At 64.5% G+C, this 19,910-nt stretch carries 19 protein-coding genes and 1 tRNA gene; 13 read left to right on the forward strand and 7 right to left on the reverse strand.

Annotated features, from left to right (window positions below; translation table 11 throughout):
* Positions 1-182: 182 nt before the first annotated feature.
* A complete protein-coding gene (locus ACW5DN_RS03665; protein ID WP_456961398.1) occupies positions 183-1,040 on the reverse strand; it encodes an EamA family transporter in 858 nt (285 codons plus the stop codon).
* Between the two features lie 276 nt (positions 1,041-1,316).
* Here ACW5DN_RS03665 and ACW5DN_RS03670 point away from each other — a divergent pair, with 276 nt between their 5' ends.
* The 5 genes from ACW5DN_RS03670 to ACW5DN_RS03690 are packed head-to-tail and all read left to right on the forward strand — an operon-like array spanning position 1,317 to position 5,948.
* Positions 1,317-2,525 (forward strand): amino acid aminotransferase, encoded by a 1,209-nt coding sequence (locus ACW5DN_RS03670; RefSeq protein WP_456961399.1) that lies wholly within the window; start codon positions 1,317-1,319, stop codon positions 2,523-2,525.
* The gene (gene speD, locus ACW5DN_RS03675; RefSeq protein ID WP_456961400.1) at positions 2,525-3,304 is read left to right on the forward strand and encodes an adenosylmethionine decarboxylase; all 780 of its coding nucleotides are present in this window, start codon (positions 2,525-2,527) and stop codon (positions 3,302-3,304) included. The genes ACW5DN_RS03670 and speD overlap by 1 nt, the downstream gene beginning before the upstream one ends.
* A 45-nt stretch (positions 3,305-3,349) precedes the next feature.
* The gene (locus ACW5DN_RS03680; RefSeq protein WP_456961401.1) at positions 3,350-4,804 is read left to right on the forward strand and encodes a cytochrome ubiquinol oxidase subunit I; all 1,455 of its coding nucleotides are present in this window, start codon (positions 3,350-3,352) and stop codon (positions 4,802-4,804) included.
* Entirely contained in the window at positions 4,804-5,811 is a 1,008-nt protein-coding gene (gene cydB, locus ACW5DN_RS03685) for a cytochrome d ubiquinol oxidase subunit II (RefSeq protein WP_456961402.1), read from the forward strand. Before ACW5DN_RS03680 ends, cydB begins: the two co-directional genes overlap by 1 nt.
* Entirely contained in the window at positions 5,811-5,948 is a 138-nt protein-coding gene (locus ACW5DN_RS03690; protein WP_456961403.1) for a DUF2474 domain-containing protein, read from the forward strand. The genes cydB and ACW5DN_RS03690 overlap by 1 nt, the downstream gene beginning before the upstream one ends.
* Before the next feature lie 26 nt (positions 5,949-5,974).
* On the opposite strand, the gene ACW5DN_RS03695 is transcribed toward ACW5DN_RS03690, so the two are convergent.
* From ACW5DN_RS03695 to ACW5DN_RS03705, 3 genes are all read right to left on the reverse strand, one after another.
* On the reverse strand, positions 5,975-6,943 hold the full coding sequence (locus tag ACW5DN_RS03695; protein WP_456961404.1) for a restriction endonuclease: 969 nt from the start codon (positions 6,941-6,943) through the stop codon (positions 5,975-5,977).
* A 117-nt stretch (positions 6,944-7,060) separates the two neighbouring features.
* Positions 7,061-7,336, reverse strand: a complete 276-nt coding sequence (locus tag ACW5DN_RS03700; protein ID WP_456961405.1) for a polyhydroxyalkanoic acid system family protein — start codon at positions 7,334-7,336, stop codon at positions 7,061-7,063.
* A gap of 109 nt (positions 7,337-7,445) precedes the next feature.
* Positions 7,446-7,925, reverse strand: a complete 480-nt coding sequence (locus tag ACW5DN_RS03705; RefSeq protein WP_456963066.1) for a hypothetical protein — start codon at positions 7,923-7,925, stop codon at positions 7,446-7,448.
* On the opposite strand from ACW5DN_RS03705, the gene ACW5DN_RS03710 reads away from it, so the two are divergent.
* From ACW5DN_RS03710 to aroA, 4 genes are all read left to right on the forward strand, one after another.
* Positions 7,806-8,264 (forward strand): FHA domain-containing protein, encoded by a 459-nt coding sequence (locus ACW5DN_RS03710; protein WP_456962946.1) that lies wholly within the window; start codon positions 7,806-7,808, stop codon positions 8,262-8,264. The genes ACW5DN_RS03705 and ACW5DN_RS03710 overlap by 120 nt on opposite strands.
* A gap of 84 nt (positions 8,265-8,348) precedes the next feature.
* Positions 8,349-9,434 (forward strand): 3-phosphoserine/phosphohydroxythreonine transaminase, encoded by a 1,086-nt coding sequence (gene serC / locus ACW5DN_RS03715; protein ID WP_456961406.1) that lies wholly within the window; start codon positions 8,349-8,351, stop codon positions 9,432-9,434.
* Positions 9,427-10,530 carry a prephenate dehydratase gene (gene pheA, locus ACW5DN_RS03720; RefSeq protein WP_456961407.1) on the forward strand — a complete coding sequence of 368 codons (1,104 nt, stop codon included), beginning with the start codon at positions 9,427-9,429 and terminating at the stop codon, positions 10,528-10,530. Before serC ends, pheA begins: the two co-directional genes overlap by 8 nt.
* Entirely contained in the window at positions 10,527-11,876 is a 1,350-nt protein-coding gene (gene aroA / locus ACW5DN_RS03725; RefSeq protein WP_456961408.1) for a 3-phosphoshikimate 1-carboxyvinyltransferase, read from the forward strand. The genes pheA and aroA overlap by 4 nt, the downstream gene beginning before the upstream one ends.
* A 37-nt stretch (positions 11,877-11,913) precedes the next feature.
* Here the strand turns inward: aroA and ACW5DN_RS03730 are convergent, their stop codons facing one another.
* On the reverse strand, positions 11,914-12,582 hold the full coding sequence (locus tag ACW5DN_RS03730; RefSeq protein ID WP_456961409.1) for an energy transducer TonB: 669 nt from the start codon (positions 12,580-12,582) through the stop codon (positions 11,914-11,916).
* Positions 12,583-12,703: 121 nt separating this feature from the next.
* Between ACW5DN_RS03730 and serS the strand changes: the two genes are divergently transcribed.
* Positions 12,704-13,999 (forward strand): serine--tRNA ligase, encoded by a 1,296-nt coding sequence (gene serS, locus ACW5DN_RS03735; RefSeq protein WP_456961410.1) that lies wholly within the window; start codon positions 12,704-12,706, stop codon positions 13,997-13,999.
* Positions 14,000-14,015: 16 nt separating this feature from the next.
* Here the strand turns inward: serS and ACW5DN_RS03740 are convergent, their stop codons facing one another.
* Positions 14,016-14,243, reverse strand: a complete 228-nt coding sequence (locus tag ACW5DN_RS03740; RefSeq protein WP_456961411.1) for a hypothetical protein — start codon at positions 14,241-14,243, stop codon at positions 14,016-14,018.
* 128 nt (positions 14,244-14,371) lie between these two features.
* Between ACW5DN_RS03740 and ACW5DN_RS03745 the strand changes: the two genes are divergently transcribed.
* From ACW5DN_RS03745 to ACW5DN_RS03755, 3 genes are all read left to right on the forward strand, one after another.
* Positions 14,372-15,361, forward strand: coding sequence for a LysR family transcriptional regulator (locus ACW5DN_RS03745; RefSeq protein WP_456961412.1), 990 nt, complete (start codon positions 14,372-14,374; stop codon positions 15,359-15,361).
* A 90-nt stretch (positions 15,362-15,451) separates the two neighbouring features.
* Positions 15,452-15,541, forward strand: a tRNA-Ser gene (locus ACW5DN_RS03750).
* A gap of 77 nt (positions 15,542-15,618) precedes the next feature.
* Entirely contained in the window at positions 15,619-16,266 is a 648-nt protein-coding gene (locus ACW5DN_RS03755) for a response regulator (RefSeq protein ID WP_456961413.1), read from the forward strand.
* A gap of 64 nt (positions 16,267-16,330) precedes the next feature.
* Here ACW5DN_RS03755 and ACW5DN_RS03760 read toward each other — a convergent pair whose 3' ends face one another.
* A complete protein-coding gene (locus ACW5DN_RS03760; protein WP_456961414.1) occupies positions 16,331-19,693 on the reverse strand; it encodes an Rne/Rng family ribonuclease in 3,363 nt (1,120 codons plus the stop codon).
* Positions 19,694-19,910 lie beyond the last annotated feature (217 nt).

Here is a 19,910-nt window from a genome sequence, read left to right on the forward strand (position 1 = left end):
CCCCAACAACCCGTCATCCCCAACACCCCGTCATCCCCGCGCAGGCGGGGATCCATGGACTTCAAGCCGTTGATTGGCAGAAGCGACTTGATCAGAACTTACCTAGTGGGGCGCGGTGCCCACCGGATGACGGATGCGATCATGCAGTGATTTTTCGCCGCGTCTCGTCCCGACGCGGCACGCTACTGTGCATATGCAATCATTGCAATTGCAACGATCGCCAGGACAATCGCGGCGCGGTTCCAGCGGCTGGTTTTCTCGCCGAACACAGCCACGCCGACCAGCGTGCCCAGTACCACCACACCGATGTTCATGGCCGCGAACACCACCGCCGGGCTGTCCGGCAGGGCCTGGTGGGCGTGGACGTAGAACACGATGTTGCCGAAGTTGAGCAGGCCCAGCAGCAGCCCGGCACCGAGGTTGACCACGCTGAACCGGGCGGTGCCGCGCAGGTGGCGGGCGATCTGCCAGCCCAGCATCAACACGAACGCCAGCGCGAACGCGACCTGCAACGATGCCATCGACGAGGTGCCGGACTGGGCGATCAGTTTCAGCAGCACATCGACCAGTGCGAAGCCGACCCACACCGTCAACAGCGGCAACCAGGCCTTCGTGCTGGACGCGGCAGTGTTGGACGGCCGCACGACAATCCCCGCCACGGCAATCAGGCCCAGTGCCAGACCAGCCAGTTTGATGCCGCCGGCATGCTCGCCAAACACGGTGAATGCCGCCACCAGCGACAGTAGCAGCGACAACCGCTGGGCGACGTCGGTACGCACGATGCCGGCCTGCCGCACCGCCGAGGCCAATACCAGAAACAGCGACGGCAGCAGCACGGCCAATCCCAGCAACACCAGCCACTGGGTGCCGCCGTCGCGCAGGCCGTCCAGATCCGGCCGCAGCAGCAGAGCGCACAGCACCGCGGCGGCCAGGTAGTTCCAGGTGACCATCTGCGCCACGTCCAGCCGGCCGCGGGGCGCGAGCTTCAGCACTACCGAGACCAATACGCTGCATACGGCGCTGAGCAGGATCAGATGCATGGGGGCGGCCACGGAAGCATTGCGAACCAGACCGGTGTCGTAGCAATAAGGGTCGGGATATCGATGGGCATGGCTCTGGTAGCGACGTGGGGCGAGGCGCGAAGCGATGGATTCTACCGGTCGACCTCTGCGGTGACCTGGGACCGCCTGCGGCTGCTATTCCCGTCAACCTGCGCGACAATAGGCCGTCGGCCTTCGCTGGTTGTCTGATCCGCAGCGGTGCATCCGCCGTCAGGCTGGGCCTCATACCCATAATTTCCTTATCAGGAGCTGGACATGTTCAGCCATTTGCCGCTTTACGCCGGTGACCCCATTCTTTCGCTGCAACAGGCGTATCTCGCCGAGCCACGCGCCGACAAGGTCAATCTGGGCATCGGTGCCTATCAGGACGAGAACGGGGCGATTCCGACCCTGCGCTCGGTGGCAGCGGTGCGTCCCGCGCTGGCGGCCGAGATGGGCCCGGCGCCGTACCAGCCGATTGCCGGCTCCAAGCCTTACCGCGACCTGGTCACCGAGTTGGTGCTGGGCGCCGACCGCTATCAGAAGGTCGGCGAGCGCACGGTGGCGATCCAGTCGCTGGGCGGCTCGGGCGCGCTGCGGGTGGGTTGCGACCTGTTGAAGCGCTACTTCCCCGATTCGCAAGTGTTCATCAGCGCGCCATCGTGGCCGAACCACCAGGCGATCTTCGAGGCCGGCGGTTTCAAGGTCGGCTCGTATCGTTATTTCGACACGGCAACCAATGGCGTCGATTTCGACGGCATGCTGGCCGACCTGCAGGCAATGCCGGCGCGCAGCATCGTCATCCTGCATCCGGCCTGCCACAACCCGACCGGCGCCGACCTGACCCGCGACCAGTGGGATGCGGTGATCAAGGTGATCGCCGAACGCAATCTGTTGCCGTTCCTGGACATGGCCTATCAGGGCTTTGCGGAAGGCATCGACGAGGACGGCTACGCGGTTCACGCGATGGTCGATACGGGGATTTCGCTGCTGTTGAGCGTGTCGTTCTCGAAGACGTTCTCGTTGTACGGCGAGCGTTGCGGCGCGCTGGTGGGCGTGTCTGCGAATGCCGATGAGGCCAAGCGCCTGCTCAGCCAGATGGAGATGTCGATCCGGGCCAACTATTCCAGCCCGCCGACCTTTGGCGGCCAGATCATTGCGCGCGTGCTTGCCGATGCGGCCCTGCGCCAGGACTGGATGGACGAGGTCGGGGAAATGCGCACGCGCATGCTGCAGATGCGCCAGCGCCTGCACGCCGGCATGAAGGCGCGCGCGCCGTCGTTGAACGTGGACTATCTGCTGAGCCAGCGCGGCATGTTCAGCTACACCGGCATGAGCGCGGCGCAGGTCGAGCGGCTGCGGGCTGAGCACGGTATCTTCGCGGTCAATTCCGGGCGCATCTGCGTCTCCGGGCTGCGCGATGACAACGTGGACCGGGTGGCCGAGGCGTTCGCCAAGGTCATGCACGACCCCGGGCAAGACTGATGGGGAAGCCGCGCGGCCAGGTGAAACTGGAAGGGTTCAACCACCTCACCAAGGAGTTGAGCTTCAATATCTACGATATCTCCTATGCCATGTCGGAGACCCAGCGCCAGCGTTACATCGAGTACATCGACGAGGAATACGACGCCGACCGGTTGACCGAGATCCTGCTCAAGGTCGCCGATATGATTGGTGCGACGGTGCTCAATGTCGCGCGTCAGGATTACGACCCACAGGGCGCGTCGGTCACTGTGCTGATGTCCGATCGCCCGGCGCTGTCGACCGACGGCCCGGCGTCGACCCGCGCGGCGGCGCACCTGGACAAGAGCCACGCCACCGTTCACACCTATCCGGAGATGCATCCCGACAACGGGATCGCGACCTTCCGGGTGGACATCGACGTGGCGACCTGCGGGTTGATCTCACCACTGGAAGTGCTGGACTACCTGATCGAGCAGTTCGATTCGGACGTGGTGATCATGGATTACCGCGTGCGCGGCTTCACCCGTAACGCCAAGGGCAAGAAGCTTTTCATCGACCACAAGATCAACTCGATCCAGGAGTCGATCTCAAAGCGACTGCTGAACAAGTACGAGTTCCGCGACGTCAACGTCTACCAGGAAAACATCTTCCACACCAAGATGCATCTGAAGAACTTCAACCTGGACGACTATTTATTCAGCGCGATGGCACACCTGTTGCCGTTCCGCGAGCGGATGCGCATCGAACACCTGCTGCGTAAGGAAATCATCGAGTTGTACCAGGGCTACGCCGAGGGCTGAGGCAGGGGCGTAAACTGGGCGGGTTTCCCCGGTTTCGGATGCGCCATGTTTGAGCTCGATGCCCTGTTGCTGTCCAGGATCCAGTTCGGCTTCACCATCTCGTTCCACATCATCTTCCCGGCAATCACGATCGGGCTGGCCAGCTATCTGGTGGTGCTGGAAGCGGCCTGGTTGCGCACCGGGAGGTCCGTCTACCTCGACATCTACCACTACTGGATCAAGGTGTTCGCGGTCGCGTTCGGCATGGGCGTGGTCTCCGGCATCGTGATGGCGTACCAGTTCGGCACCAACTGGAGCGAGTTCTCCCGGTTCGCCGGTGGCGTCACCGGGCCATTGCTCGCCTATGAGGTGTTGACGGCGTTCTTCCTGGAGGCCGGCTTCCTGGGGGTGATGCTGTTCGGCATGAAGCGGGTCGGCCCTGGGCTGCATTTCCTGTCCACCTTCATGGTGGCCCTCGGCACGCTGATTTCCTCCACCTGGATCATCGCCTCCAACAGCTGGATGCACACGCCGCAGGGTTACGAAATCATCGACGGCCGGGTGGTGCCGGTCGATTGGGTAGCGGTGATCTTCAATCCGTCCTTTTTTTACCGGTTGCCCCACATGGTGACCGCCGCGTTTCTTGCCGTGGCGCTGATCGTGGCGGCCAGCGCCGCCTGGCACATGTTGCGCGGACGTGCCGACCCGGCGATCAAGACCATGTGGTCGATGGCGATGTGGATGGTGCTGTTCACCGCGCCAATCCAGGCGGTGATCGGGGATTTCCATGGTTTGAACACGCTGGAGTACCAGCCGGCCAAGATCGCGGCGATGGAAGGGCACTGGGAGCATCCTCCGCGGGGCGAGGGCGTGCCGTTGATCCTGTTCGGGATCCCGGACATGGAAGAGGAGCGAACCAAGTACCAGGTGGCCATTCCCCGGTTGAGCAGTCTGATCCTGACCCATAGCCTGGATGGCGATATCCCGGCATTGAAGGACTTCCCGGCGGCGGACCGGCCCAATTCGCTGGTGGTGTTCTGGACATTTCGGGTGATGGTGGGCCTGGGAACCTTGATGATTCTGCTGGGCTTGTACGGGGCGTGGTCCCGATGGCGCGGAAGGTTCCACGAGTCCAGGCTGCTGCTGAAGTTCGCCCTGGCCATGGGGCCGGCAGGGCTGGTTGCGATTCTCGCCGGCTGGTACACCACCGAGATCGGCCGCCAGCCGTGGATCATCCACGGAGTGATGCGGACTTCGGAGGCCGTGTCCGCGCACAGTGCGACCCAGGTCGGCCTGACCCTGGTGATCTTCATCGTGGTGTATTTCGCGTTGTTCGGTGCCGGCACCGTCTATGGTTTGCGGATCATTGCCGCCGGCCCGGACCTGACCGATGACAACGCGTCGCCCGATGGCGGCCCGGGCCAGTCACGCCAGCCAATGCGGCCGATGTCGGCGGCGACCGACGGCGAAACGGATCACGACATGCACCGCAGCAGCAAGCATCCCGGGAGGGTGGACTGATGGGTATCGACCTGCCGCTGGTGTGGGCCGTCGTGATCTTGTTCTCGATCATGATGTACGTGGTCATGGATGGATTCGACCTGGGCATTGGCATGTTGTTTCCGTTCATCCCGGAGACCGAACACCGCGACGTGATGATGAATACCGTGGCGCCGATCTGGGATGGCAACGAGACCTGGCTGGTAATGGGGGGGGCCGGGTTGCTGGCGGCGTTTCCACTGGCCTATTCGGTGGTGCTGACCGCGTTGTACCTGCCGTTGATATTGATGCTGGTGGGATTGATCTTTCGTGGGGTCGCGTTCGAGTTCCGCTTCAAGGCCGTACTGGGCAGGCGGCGCAAGTGGGACCTCTCGTTTGCACTGGGCTCGTATGCGGCGACCTTCTTCCAGGGCGTGGTGCTGGGCACCTTCATCAATGGGCTGGAGGTGCGCGATGGGCGCTTCGTCGGCGGAGCCCTGGACTGGATCGCGCCGTTCCCGCTATTCACCGGACTGGGGCTGGTGGCCGCCTACATGTTGCTGGGCAGCACCTGGCTGCTGATGAAGACCGAAGGTGCCCTGCACGATGAGATGCGGCGGCGGACACGCCATTGGCTGTGGACGCTGTTGGTCACCATCGCCGGGGTAAGCGTCTGGACCGCACTGGCGCACCCGCAGATCGCCGAGCGCTGGTTCAGCCTGCCCAATCTGTACTTTTTCGCGCCGGTGCCGGTATTGGTCGTGGTGGCGTCGTACTACCTGCTGCGCGAGCTGCGCCGTGACGCCCACGCCTCCCCGTTCCTGCTGACGCTGGCCCTGGTGTTCCTGGGTTACAGCGGGCTGGGAGTCAGCCTGTGGCCGAACATCATCCCCCCCGACATCTCCATCTGGGAGGCGGCCGGGCCACCCCAAAGCCTCGGCTTCACCCTAGTGGGCGCGTTGCTGGTGATCCCGATCATCCTGGCGTACACGGCACTGAGTTACTGGGTCTTCCGTGGCAAGGTCCGCGCCGAGGACGGTTACCACTGATGCCTCGTGAGCCGGGTCGTCGTTGGTGGTCGCGCATCGGATGGCTGGCGCTGATCTGGGTGTTGAGCGTGGCGAGCCTGACGCTGGTGGCTTTACTGTTGAAGCTGGTGATGCGCTCGGCGGGAATGACGACCTGACCGCGACCCAGCCGGTTGTCCGGCGGTCATTTCATTGGGCGGCATTGAAGGAACCGGACCGGTGCGTCGCTGCTTGGTGGCGGCTGTAGCTGTACCCGCACGCTGTGGATGCCGTTGCGCTGGAGCGTGCCGCAAATCCGGTCGACCTGCTCATCGTTCGCATTCGACTGCAGGTGAACCAGAAACGTCGACTGTGTCGCCCAGGAGGCGCGCTCGATGCCGGGCAGTGTCGATACCTGCGTCGCGGCGTTTAAACGCTGCGCCGGTGCGTCTTCATCGGCCTCGGGACTCGCGGTTCCGGACGCCGCTGGCTGAGGTGCATTGGCGAGGTTGCCGGACGGTCGCGCAGGGCTCGCCGACGATGATGCAGCGGGCAAAACGACGGTGTCGCCCGCGTCGCTGGATTGGGTCGACAGAGCCATCGCCACACCCGCGCCCAGCAGCAGCGCCACCAGCCAGACCAGCAGGGTTGCCCGGATCGTCCGGGCGCGCGCGCGGTTGTTCAGGTCCTGATGCAGGCTTGGCGGCAACAGCGGCTCGATCAATGGCCACAGGGTCGCGCCGTCGATCAGCTCGATCCCCTGCGGGTGCTTGCGTGCGTTGGCCTGGATGCTGCCGAGGGTGGCCAGGATGCCGCCACTGGCCTGGCTGTCGTGTACCGCGCGGGCCAGCTGGTCGACCATGGCGTCGTTGATGCGGTAATTGACTCCCTGCTTGCAGCTCAACAGCCAGACCTGGTCACCGCGGGTGAGCAGCAGGTCGGCATTCTGTCCGCGGTCAGCGTCGGGTGCCAACCGGCTGGCATTGAACCCCTGTGCCTGCAAGGCTTCGATAACAAAGCGCGAGAACTCCCGCCAACGCATGGCCGCCAACGTTCGCAGGCCCGCGGCAGCCACCAGTTGCTGACGGTGAACCAGCCACAACCAGCCCGTGGCTGCGCCGCCGGTCAGCAGCGTTATCACCAGCGCAGCGATGGTCAATGAAACGGTTGACATTCGTGTCCTGACATTGCAATGACGCCCCAAGGCTGGCGCGTCCAGAGTGGCGAAATATACGTCAACACCGGTCGACAAAAAGTGAGCTGTGGCTCGCCTGGACGAGCAGTGGTCACGTTAACCAAAGCGCCGCTCCAGCACGCGGCGAATCTCCGCTTCGATCGCGTCCTTGAAGGCTCCGAGCATGAATCCGAGTTCCGCGGTGACATGAATTTCTTCGGCCAGCAGCGCGATGTGTCCGTCGATCCCGGTGCGGGTAAAGCTGAGGATGTCGCCATCCCAGTCGCACTGCACCCCAAAACGGTCGACCAGCTTGTCGGCGACTTCCTGCATCCCAAGGCGAGCCTGGGCCGGGGCCATGGAATGGGGATGGGTGATATCAATGCTGGCCATGCGGCTCTCCCTGGACGAGCGCGTATTGTGGACTTGGATTGCGTTGGTTCAAAGTACGCGCTGCGGTCAACAATCGTGCTGGACCGATAGGCGTGGATGCCGCGCCGTGCTAGATTGCCGCCGCGTGGATGCCCTCAGACTGCAATTCCCAAACCGTGACCGTGACGACCTGGTGTTGAGCCAGGGCGTGCATGCTATTGGGCGTGGCGCGGATGGACAACTTTGCCTGGTTGATCATCCCGACCAGGCCGCTATCCAGTTTTGTGTTGACCGTCGCGGCGTCTGGCTGCAACTGCGCGAGGGCGCGCAGGGCCTGCATGTCAATGGGCGTCCGGTGCGTCGCATGGCGATGCTTCGCGCTGGCGATGCGGTGCACATGGATGGTGTTGAGTTGACCCTGCTGGGGCGCCGGCCCGAGCCGCTGCCGGTTGATCCGACTACCAGCGCGTCCGCTGCGCGCCACACCGTCTTGCGTGGCGTCGGTGGTATCCACCATGGGTGTTGTTTCACGCTCGACGCACCTTGTACGGTCGGTCGCCAAGCCGGATCCGATGTCCATATCGGGGAACCGGGAATTGCCGAGCAGCATGTCCGGCTGGAACCTCACCGCGATGGCATCGTGCTGCGTGACCTGGACTCCAGCGATGGCAGCGTGGTCAACGGTTATCGCGTCCGCGAAGGCTTGTTGCGTCCGGGCGACCAGATCGTTTTCGGTGCCAATCATCGTTTCGTGCTGGAAGCGCCGCTGTCCTCCACCCGTACGACGGGACCACTGGACGTCGAGGTGGAGCCGGCCGAAGCCGCTGCGGCGGATCCGTCGACGCGCTCCCCGGTAGAGTCATCCCTGCGACGCCTGCCTTGGCTATTGCTGGCCGCGGCGTTGTTGGCGGGCGCCTTGGCGTTGCTGTTGCTTTACGGGGCACGATAGCCGGCCGTCACTGCCGGCAGCGCCAGGTGGTTGCGATGTTGGTGCGGTGCGGCATACTGCGCCATCACCTCAGCGGAGCGTCCGATGTCGCGCGCTTACAACTTCAGTGCCGGTCCCGCGACACTGCCCGAGACGGTATTGCAACAAGCGCGCGAGGAGTTGCTGGAATGGCGTGGCGCGGGTGCGTCGGTGCTGGAGTTGAGCCATCGCGGCCCCGAGTTCATGCAGGTTGCCGCCGAGGCCGAGGCCGATCTGCGCCGCCTGTTATCCATACCGGACGACTACGCGGTGTTGTTCCTGCAAGGCGGAGCGACGACCCAGCAGGCGCTGATCCCGCTGAACTTCGCAGCCCCCGGGCAAATTGCAGACTACGTGGTTACCGGCCATTGGGGCGTCACCGCCATGAAGCAGGCGCAGTGCTGCGTGGACGTTCGCATCGCCGCCGATGGGGCGTCCGGTGGGTTTCGCGCCATTCCCACCCGAGACCAGTGGCAGCTGTCCGACGACGCGGCGTACGTTCATTACACCGCCAACGAGACCATCCACGGCGTCGAGTTTCCCGGTATTCCGTCGGTGGGTGATGTGCCGCTGATCGGTGATTTCAGCTCCAGCATCGCCGCCGAGCCGATTGATGTATCCCGTTTCGGCGTGATCTACGCGGGCGCGCAGAAGAACCTGGGGCCGGTGGGACTGACCGTGGTGATCATCAGGCTCGACCTGTTGGAGCGCGCAGGCCAGCCCCGCGCGCCGATCCTCGACTACCGCGAGCATGCGGCGTGTGGCTCGATGCTCAACACACCGCCGACGTTCAACTGGTACTTGGCTGGTCTGGTGTTCAAGTGGATGCTGGCCGAAGGCGGCGTCGCCGAATTTTCCCGGCGCAACGCACGCAAGGCGGCGTCACTGTACGCCGCCATTGATGGCTCGGATGGCTTCTACCGCAACACGGTGGAGGAGGAAGCGCGTTCACGGATGAATGTGGTGTTTTCCCTGCGCGATCCGGTGCTGGAGCCCATTTTCCTGGAAGAAACGGCGCAAGCCGGTTTGATTGGGCTGCGCGGGCACCGGGTCGTGGGCGGTGTCCGGGCGTCGATTTACAACGCGATGCCGGAAGCGGGAGTGCAGGCGCTGGTCGAATTCATGAATGACTTCAGCAAGAGGAATGGCTGAGATGGTTGCCAAAGCCAAGACCCCAACGTTGGGCGTATTGCGTGAGCGCATTGACGGTATCGACCGCACGATCCAGGAGTTGATTGCCGAACGCGCTCAATATGCCAACCAGGTGGGCAAAGCCAAGGGCGACCTTGCCGCGGCGATCGATTATTACCGCCCCGAGCGCGAAGCACAGGTGCTGCGCCGGGTGGTGGACCGCAATGACGGCCCGCTCGACAACGAGGTTCTGGTACGCGTGTTTCGCGAGATCATGTCGGCCTGCCTGGCCCAGCAAGAGCCGCTCAAGATCGGTTACCTGGGCCCGGAAGGCACGCACTCGCAGCAGGCGGTGTACAAGCATTTCGGCCATTCCATCCACGGCCTGCCGCTGGGCAGTATCGAGGAGGTTTTTGGCGAGGTTGAATCGGGCGCGGCGGATTTCGGTGTGGTGCCGGTGGAAAACTCCACCCAGGGCACGATCCAGTCGACCCTGGATACCTTCCTGGGCTCGGAGGTGAAGATCTGTGGCGAGGTCGAGCTGCGCGTGCACCAGCACCTGCTGTCGCGCAGTGGCCGGCTTGAGGACATCGAGCGGGTCTATTCGCACCCGCAGTCGTTCGCCCAGTGCAAGGCATGGTTGCGCCAGTACCTGCCGCATGCCGAGAAGATTCCGCTGGGCAGCAACGCCGAGGCCGCGCGCCGCGCCCGCAATGCCGATGATGCCGCGGCCATTGCCGGTATCAGTGCCGGCACCGTCTATGGCCTGAAAGCGGTTGCCGGCCCGATCGAGGATCGGCCGGACAATACCACCCGGTTCCTGGTGCTGGGCCGGGAACTGTTCCCGGCGTCCGGTAATGACCGCACCTCACTGCTGATCTTCATCAAGGACCAGCCCGGCGCGCTGCATCATGTACTGGCACCGTTCGCGCGGCATGGTTTGAGCATGAACCGGATTGAATCGCGCCCCGGCCATACCGGCCGTTGGCAATACGCGTTCTTCGTCGATGTCGGCGGGCATATCGAGCAGGAAGCGATGTGCAAGGCGCTGGCCGAGTTGGATGAATTTGCCGAGCAGGTCCGGGTGCTCGGTTCCTACCCGGTGGCGATCACGTGAGCGATGCGGCACGCGAGGACTGGGTTGGCCGGCATGGCCATCCCTTGCGTGGCAGCGTGCGGGTTCCCGGAGACAAGTCGGTCTCGCACCGAGCGGTGATGTTGGGTGCGCTCGCCGATGGAGAGACCCGGATCGAGGGCTTCCTGCAGGGCGAGGACACTCGTGCCACTGCGCGCATCCTTGGCCAGTTGGGGGTACGGATCGAAAACCCGGAGGAGGGCAGCTGTCTCGTCCACGGGGTCGGACTCCACGGCCTGCGTGCAAGCGCCGAGCCGCTGGACTGTGGCAACGCGGGCACCGGCATGCGCTTGCTGGCGGGGTTGTTGGCCGGACAAGCGTTCGATAGCGTGCTTGTCGGTGACGCTGCGTTATCGCGACGACCAATGCGTCGGGTCACCGATCCGCTGGCCGCGATGGGCGCCCGGATCGACACCGAATTCGATGGCACACCGCCGTTGCGCATCACCGGTGGTGCGCCCCTGCAGGGGATCGACTACGCGTTGCCGGTGGCCAGCGCACAGGTGAAGTCCGCGCTGCTGCTGGCCGGCCTGTATGCAAGCGGCCCGACGGTAGTGCGCGAGCCTCGGCCCACGCGCGACTACACCGAGCGCATGTTGGCGGCGTTTGGCTGGCCGGTTCAGTTCGAGCCCGGCCTGGTGCGCCTGAGCGGCGGCCACCGCCTGCAGGCGACACCCGTGGTGGTGCCGGCCGATTTCTCGTCGGCCGCGTATTTCCTGGTTGCCGCCAGCGTGGTGCCAGGCTCGGAATTGCGGCTGGAGGCTGTCGGGATGAATCCCCGCCGTACCGGTCTGTTGCAGGTGCTGCGACAGATGGGTGCCGACATCCGCGAAGAGCAGCGCAGCAATGCCGGCGAGCCGGTCGCCGACCTTGTGGTCAGACACGCACCCTTGCATGGCGTCGAGGTGCCGGTGTCGCTGGTGGCCGACATGATCGATGAGTTCCCGGCGCTGTTCATCGCCGCCGCCTGTGCCCGGGGGCGCACCGTGATCCGGGGCGCGGCCGAACTGCGGGTCAAGGAGTCCGACCGGATTGCGGCAATGTCGGTAGGCCTGCGGACGCTGGGGATTGCAGTCGAGGAGACCGCGGATGGCGCGACTATCGACGGCGGCAGCTTCGGCGCCGGCGTGGTCGATAGCCACTCGGATCACCGCATTGCCATGAGCTTCGCGGTTGCCGCGCAGTTGGCGAAGGGCGAAGTGGAAATCACCGATGTCGCCAACGTCGCAACGTCGTTCCCCGGTTTTGTCGAGATGGCCGGCCGCATCGGCATGGGGCTGCAGCCTCGTTGCGGACGCACGGACGGGCCGCCCACGCAGTGCGACTGAGAACGCGGCAGTCCGGGCGTGTTATGCTCGCCGACGGTCAGCGGTTCGGCGCAAATTCGATTGGGATGTTCACCGTGCCGACCGTCGGTTGACCATCCTGTCGCGCCGGATGGAATCGCCAGCGTTCGACGGCATTCACCGCAGCGCGATCCAGGTCACGCGAGCCACTGCCGTTGATTACCTCGACCGAAGTCGGGACGCCATCGGGTCCGATCCGCGCGCGCACCAGTACGACGCCGCTTTCTCCACGACGCAGCGCACGGCGCGGGTAGCGGGGCGCCGGCATGCTTCCGGCGATGGGGCTTGGCTGGCTTGAAACGCCGGCATCCGAACCGGAAGGCGGCGGGGCCGGCGACGTGCTGATGGGCGCCGGAGCCGCAGGTGGTGCTACCTCGACCAAGCGTGGCTGGGCATCCTGGTCGTCGCCGTCCTCGGCCCTGCCTTCGTCAGGATCCAGACCACTGGCTTCGCGGTTGCCGGCAGTGGAGGGGACCGGCAGCGGGCGGTAATCAGGTGCGCTGGCGGTCGGTGGTGTCTCGCCGGCACGGAAGAAGTCATCCTGGTTGCGGTCCGCAGACCAGACCCACGCGAACAGCAGCACACCGGCCAGGAATGCCAGCCCGACCCACAGCAATGTGCGCCAGGACGGCAGCCAACGGGAGTAGTCCCGGTGCGGTGGTCGCGGGTTGGGGGATGACTCTGGCATGGCTGATCCGATGACGATGACCCGGATATTGTGCATGGATGTCGTTAACGCGTTGCCAACCGGTCCCGCCGACGGGCGATCCACGCGATAATCGGACTCCCATCCACCACCCGGTCCCGACATGCTTGACCCCAATCTGCTGCGTCAACAGCCCGCCGAACTGGCCGTCCGCCTGCGCGAAACGCGTGGCCACGATCTCGATCCCGACGCGCTGCAGGCGCTGGAGATCGAGCGCAAGCAGATCCAGATGCGTACCCAGGAGTTGCAGAACCTGCGCAACACCTGCTCCAAGGCGATCGGCCAGGCCAAGGCGAAGGGCGAGGACGCGGCGCCGCTGATGGCGCAGGTTGCCGGGTTTGCCGATGAGCTGAAGGCGAGCCAGGCGCGGCTGGACGTGCTCAAGTCCGAGTTGGACACGATTGCCCTAGGATTGCCGAACCTGCCACAGGATGGCGTGCCGGTCGGCGTGGATGAGAGTGGCAATGTCGAGCAGCATCAGTGGGGTACGCCGCGCGCGTTCGATTTCAAGGTCAAGGACCACGTCGAACTCGGCGCCCGCAACGGCTGGCTCGACGGCGATACCGCGGCGAAACTCAGTGGCGCGCGCTTCACCGTGCTGCGCGGACAGCTCGCCCGGCTGCATCGCGCGCTCGCCCAGTTCATGCTCGACCTGCACACCAACGAGCACGGTTTTGAGGAGACCAACGTGCCGCTGCTGGTCAACACCGACAGCATGCTGGGCACCGGCCAGCTGCCCAAGTTCGAGGACGACCTGTTTGCGACCGAGATCGGCGATGCCGCGTCCGCGAGCAGCCGGCGCTACTTGATCCCGACCTCGGAGGTGCCGCTGACCAACACCGTGCGCGACGAGATCCTGGATGACGCGGTGATGCCGCTGCGCATGACTGCACACTCGATGTGCTTTCGTGCCGAGGCCGGTGCCTACGGCCGCGATACCCGCGGCATGATCCGCCAACACCAGTTCGAGAAGGTCGAGTTGGTCAGCATCGCCCGGCCATCGGAGTCCAATGACGAGCACGAGCGCATGACGCGCTGTGCCGAAGTGGTGCTCGAAAAACTGGGCCTGCCGTACCGCCGCATGTTGTTGTGCTCGGGTGACATGGGTTTCTCCGCCGCCCGGACGTTCGACCTTGAGGTCTGGCTACCGTCGCAGGAGACGTATCGAGAGATTTCCTCGGTCTCCAACTGCGAGGCGTTCCAGGCCCGGCGCATGCAGGCCCGCTGGCGCAACCCGGCTACCGGCAAGCCCGAGCTGGTGCACACCCTCAATGGATCAGGCGTCGCGGTAGGTCGCGCATTGATCGCCGTGATGGAGAACTACCAGCAGGCCGATGGCAGCATCACCGTCCCCGAAGCGTTGCGCCCGTACATGGGAGGCCTGGAGAAGATTGCCTGAGCGGGTGTCGAAATCGTCAGGGCAATTTCCGGTGCCGCAGCACACCTGACCCGAAGCCGAGGCCCAACAACGAAAACAGGAACACGAATGCCGCACGCCAACGCGCCGACGGCGGGCTGATTGCCCCCAGGTCGGACAACGATGGGAACGCCCCGGGGTCGATAAAGGCCCACAACCCGATGATTGCGCCGCAAGCACCACCGACGATGAGCGCCAGGCGCAGGATCATCATGACAATTTTCATCGTTGCCGTACTCCCTTGGACATCGAGCCATTCAGACATTTCCGGATTGCGCTGTCCAATGTGCATCCCGTGGACGGTTGTTGCACCGGCGTGACCAAGCTGATCAAATATAAGTCGATGTTCTGCTGGTGGAATTGCCGCGCATGCATGATTTGAACGATCTTTACTACTTCGCGTTGGTGGTCGAGCACTCCGGCTTTGCTGCCGCCGAGCGTGCGATAGGCATTCCAAAGTCTCGCTTGAGTCGTCGTATCAGCCAGCTGGAGACCGATCTGGGCGTCCGCCTGCTGCAGCGCTCGACCCGCCGCTTTGCCGTCACCGATGTTGGTAACGCGGTCTATCGTCATGCGCAATCAATGTTGGCCGAAGCGCAAGCGGCGAGGGAAGTGGTCGACCGTCTGAGCGCGGAGCCGCGCGGCGTGGTTCGGGTCAGCGTACCGGTCGGTGCGGCCCAGCAGCAGATGCCGAAATTACTGCCCGAGTTTCTTGCCCGTTACCCCCAGGTCCGGGTGCAGTTGCTAGTCAGCAATCGGCGCGTGGACGTGATCAACGAGGGGATCGACGTCGCCCTGCGCGTGCGTACCAAGCTCGATGACGACGGCAGCCTGGTGATGCGCAGCTTCGGCCAGATCCAGGAACTGCTGGTCGCCAGTCCCGACTACCTGCGCAAGATGGGCCGACCACAGACGCCCGAGCAATTGGCCGAACACGTCACCATGAGCATGAGCGAGGACGATGCGCGCCAGCGATGGGAGCTGCATGGTCCCGATGGCGACGTGCAACGCATCGAGATCAAGCCGCGGGTGATGGGGTTCGACCTGCCGATGCTGTTGTCGCTGGCGATCCAGGGCGTTGGCATCACCTTGCTGCCGGAGACGGTCTGTGCCGACGCGGTCCGATCGGGCCAGCTAGAGGTCGTGCTGCCGCAGTGGCGCTTGCCGCAAGGTATTTTCCACGCCGTGTTCGCCTCGCGCCGCGGCATGTTGCCGGCGGTACGGGTGTTCATCGACTTCCTCGCCGAGAAGATCCCCGCGATGGTCGACAGTGCACACCTGGGTTGCGCCGACATCAAGGGCCAACCCTGCAGCGAAAGCGAACTCAAGGCGTTCCGGCTGTGACGAATCCGCGCCCACTCGTGCGAGAATAGCGCCGCGCCGGATCGCAGCCACGCGATCGCAAACGCGCAATAGCAGCGCACAACAGCATACGGAGAGATGGCCGAGCGGTTTAAGGCACCGGTCTTGAAAACCGGCGAAGGGTCAAACCTTCCGTGGGTTCGAATCCCACTCTCTCCGCCAGTTGCCACTTTCCCAGGTTGCACCTGAACAGCCCGCCGCGTAGCCTCCGGTGACGGAGTGTTCTGTGAGGGAAAGGGATGACCATTACTGTATTCATCGTCGACGACCATGCCTTGGTGCGTACGGGGATGCGCTTGATCCTGTCGACAGGCACGGACATCGAAGTGGTTGGCGACGCCGAGAGCGGTGAGCTGGCCTTGCCGCTGATCCGCAAGCTGAAGCCCGACGTGGTGCTTTGTGACCTCCACCTACCGGGCGTGAGTGGCCTGGAGGTGACCGAACGTGTGGTCAAGGGGGATCACGGCACCCGGGTCATCATCGTGTCGGTGCTGGAGGATGGGCCATTGCCGCGTCGCTTGCTGGAGGCGGGTGCGTTCGGTTATGTCGGCAAGGGCGGTGATGCAACCGAACTGCTGCGGGCCGTACGCGAGGTCGCGGCGGGCAGACGCTATCTGGCCAGCAACATCGCGCAGCATCTGGCGTTCTCCGGTCTCTCGGGGAGCGAGACACCCTTTGACGTGCTTTCTCCACGCGAGCTGGAAGTGGCGCTGTTGCTGGTCCAGGGGTTGCGACAGGAGGAGATTGCGCGGCGCTTGAGCCTTAGCGCCAAAACGGTCAACACCCACAAGACCCGCTTGTTTGACAAGCTGGCGATCACCGACAGCATTGCCCTGGCGCGACTGCTTGGGCAATACGGCGTGGCGGAACCCGCAACCGCCCTGTAACAAAAAAAAAGGGGCCGCTCGATTGAGCGGCCCGCCTGGTTACAACAACCGCTGTAATCCGACGTCAGGCGCTGTGTTCGTCCTCTTTGCGAGGCGCGTCCTGGCGCTCCGGCTTGTCGGACGTCGCATCCGCCACGGCCTTTGCGGCCGCTTGTGCCGGGGAGGCGGGAGCCGGGGCGGGCGAGGCATCGAACAGGCCTGCGGTCATCGGCTGGGTGGTGCCATTGCTGGCGGCGGGCAGGACCTCCGCGGGCGACGCAGCTGGCGTATCCACGACCACAGCGTCGGCGACGGGGGCCGGTTGCGGAACCGCCGGCGTGTCCACCACCACCGGTGCCGGGATGACGGCCTCGGCAATGGGTGCGGCAGCCGGAGTCGGATCGACTACAGCTACCGGTTCTGGCGTCGTCGGTGCTGCGGGTGCTGCCGTCGCTGCCGGGGCCGGGGCTGCCAGGACTGCCGTTGCTGCCGGTGCAGCTGGTGCAGTTGGGGTTGCCGTTGCTGCCGGGGCTGCCGCAGCTGCGCTTGGCGGCGACGGCGGCTCAGCCGGGTTGCTGGCTTCGACCTCTATCACCGGAGTTCCGGCGATATACCCGGATCGCTTCTGGCCAGATGAGTGGGAGCCGGTGGTAACCGAATCGTAAGCACTGGTGCTGGCAGAATCGACGGTAGGCTGATCGGTCACGGCCTCGTCGGTTGCGGCAACTGTCGATTTCGATCGGGCCGGGCGCGGTTGGCGCGGCGTCCGGGGCTTGCGTGGCGGGCGTGCGCTGGTGGCGTCTTCCGGCACTGAGGATTCGTCGTCCTTCGCAAGCTCATTGCCTGGCTCGCTGGCAGCGGCTTGGGCTGGCGTGTCAGCCTTGTCCGCCTCGTCGGCTTTATCCGACTTGTCAGACCTCTCCGGCGTCTCCGATTTTTCAGTGGGGCTGGCGTTGCCGTCGATTTCATCCTCGAAGTCGAATTCCGGCTGCGACCGGCTGACCACCGCGACGGTGGCTGCTTCAGTGTCGGCGCCTTCATCACCCAGTACGCCGGTGTTGAGCGATTGATCCTCGGCGGCACCATCGGCTCCACCGCGACGGCGGCGGCGGCCACCGCGACGGCCACGACGCCGCCGTCCGGTACCTTCGCCGGCAGCATCGTCATTGCTGCCGGAGTGCCCGGAATCGTTGTCGGCCTGGACGCTGCCCTTGTCAGGTCCACGGTCTGCGTCGTTGACCTGGTTGCTGGCAGCATCGTCGCGGTTCGCCGACACGGCTTCGGCACCCGCAACTCCGACCGCGACTGCAGGCAGTACCACGCCCGTGTCACTGGTGGGGCTGGTCACATCCGTCGCAACATCGACCGCCTTCGACGAGGGCTTCTCGCCACGCGGGGCGCGGGGCTGCCTGCCTGGATTTGCAGTGTCGCCTTGCTGGCCGGCCGAGGCGATCTGCTCTTCGGTTTGCGGGCGGGGTTGGCGTTGCCTGGGTGGTTTGGCGTTGCGACCCGGCTGGGTGGATCCGTTTTGCGCCTGCGATTTCTGCGCGCTGTCGTCCCGTGCCTGGCCATTGCCACGGCGGGATTCGTCGCGGCGCTGACCGTCGCGGCCCTGCTTGCCACCACGACGCTGCCCGTTGCGTTCGCCGCGCTCGGTGCGCTCGCCACGATTGCGGTTGTCCTGCTGCTTCGTCGCTGGCTTCGCCTGCTCCGTGGCCGGTTGGCTGCCGCGGAAGAAGCGCATGACCCGTTCGACCATTCCGATCGAATGGGTCGGAGCCACCACGGCGGCGACCGGCACCGGAGCCGGTGTGACGTCAGCCTCGCGTGGTTCGCGTTGCGGAGCCGGCTGAGTCGGCTTGACGTTGGTCACGGCCGGTGCTGCCGGGACGTTCAGGTTGGCCTTGGTCAACGCATGGGTTGGCAACTTGCGCGGGGTGCCCCGGTGGTAGCTCGGCCGACTGCTTTCTTCGCCCAGTTCGTTTTCGCGCAGGCGGGTGACCTCGTAGTGCGGGGTCAGCAATTGCTCGTCGGCGACGATCACGATCGGCGCGCCATGGCGCTGCTCGATCTCGCTGAGCGCGCGCCGCTTCTCGTTGAGCAGGTAGTTGGCGATCTCCGTCGGTGCCTGGACCAGCACCTGTCCGGTGTTCTCTTTCATCGCGTGCTCTTCGCTCACGCGCAGGATCGATAGCGACAGCGACTCAACGCTGCGCATCCGGCCATGGCCTTCGCAACGCGGGCAGACCAGTTGGCTGGATTCCCCCAGGCTGGGACGCAGGCGCTGGCGGCTCATCTCCAGCAAGCCGAAGCGGGAGATGCGGCCGACCTGGACGCGTGCGCGATCCTGCTTGAGGGAGTTTTGCAGACGGTTCTCGACGTCGCGCTGGTGCTTGTTGGACGACATGTCGATGAAGTCGATCACCACCAGTCCACCCAGGTCACGCAGGCGCATCTGGCGGGCGACTTCTTCGGCCGCCTCCAGGTTGGTATTGAGCGCTGTTTCCTCGATGTCGCTGCCGCGGGTCGCACGGGCGGAGTTGACGTCGACGGCGGTCAGGGCCTCGGTCTGGTCGATCACCAGCGCGCCGCCGGATGGCAGCCGCACCTCACGCTCGTAGGCGTTCTCGATCTGCGATTCGATCTGGAACCGGTTGAACAGCGGGACGTCGTCGGTGTAGTGGCTGAGCTTGCGCAGATTGTGCGGCATCACCCGTTCGACGAACTCAAGTGCCTCGTCATACATCTCCTGCGTATCGACCAATACCTCGCCGATGTCGGGACGCATGTAGTCACGCAGGGCGCGGATGATCAACCGCGATTCCTGATAGATCAGGAACGGCGCCGGTTTGGTCAATGCCGCGTCGGCCACCGACTTCCAGACCTGCAACAGATAGTCCAGGTCCCATTGCAGCTCTTCCGCGTCACGGCCGACGCCTGCGGTGCGGATGATCACGCCCATGTCATCGGGAATGTTCAACGCATCCATGGCGCGCTTCAGCTCGGCACGATCCTCACCCTCGATCCGTCGCGATACGCCGCCGGCAGTCGGGGAGTTGGGCATCAGCACCATGTAGCGGCCGGCCAGCGAGATGAACGTGGTCAGGGCAGCGCCCTTGTTGCCGCGTTCTTCCTTGTCGACCTGAACCACGACCTCCTGGCCTTCGCGCAGCAGTTCCTTGAGACCAGCCTTGTTCGGGTTGACCCCGGCGGCGAAGTAGTCGCGGGAGATTTCTTTCAGCGGCAGGAAGCCGTGGCGATCACCACCGTACTCCACGAAAGCCGCTTCCAACGACGGCTCCAAGCGGGTGATCTTGCCCTTGTAGATGTTGGACTTTTTCTGTTCTTTCGAAGGTTGCTCGATATCGATGTCGTACAGGTTCTGGCCATCGACAATCGCGACCCGCAGTTCTTCTGCCTGCGTCGCGTTGATCAGCATGCGTTTCATTGTTGCGTTCCTCGCGCTCAACCGCGCGGAACGCCCTGGCGTTTCGCCTCTGGACACTGCGTCCCGTCGCCGCGGCTTTGAACCCTGCATAACGGCAAGCCGTTGTGCGCGCGCTGACGTGACCTGACAATTTCCAGCGCTTCAACACCACGGCGTGCCGCGGGAGCGCTTGTTTTGTTGCTTTCAAATTTTTCTGGGCCGGCGGCACGTCAGGCAA

The organism is Lysobacter sp. A289, from assembly GCF_054072675.1.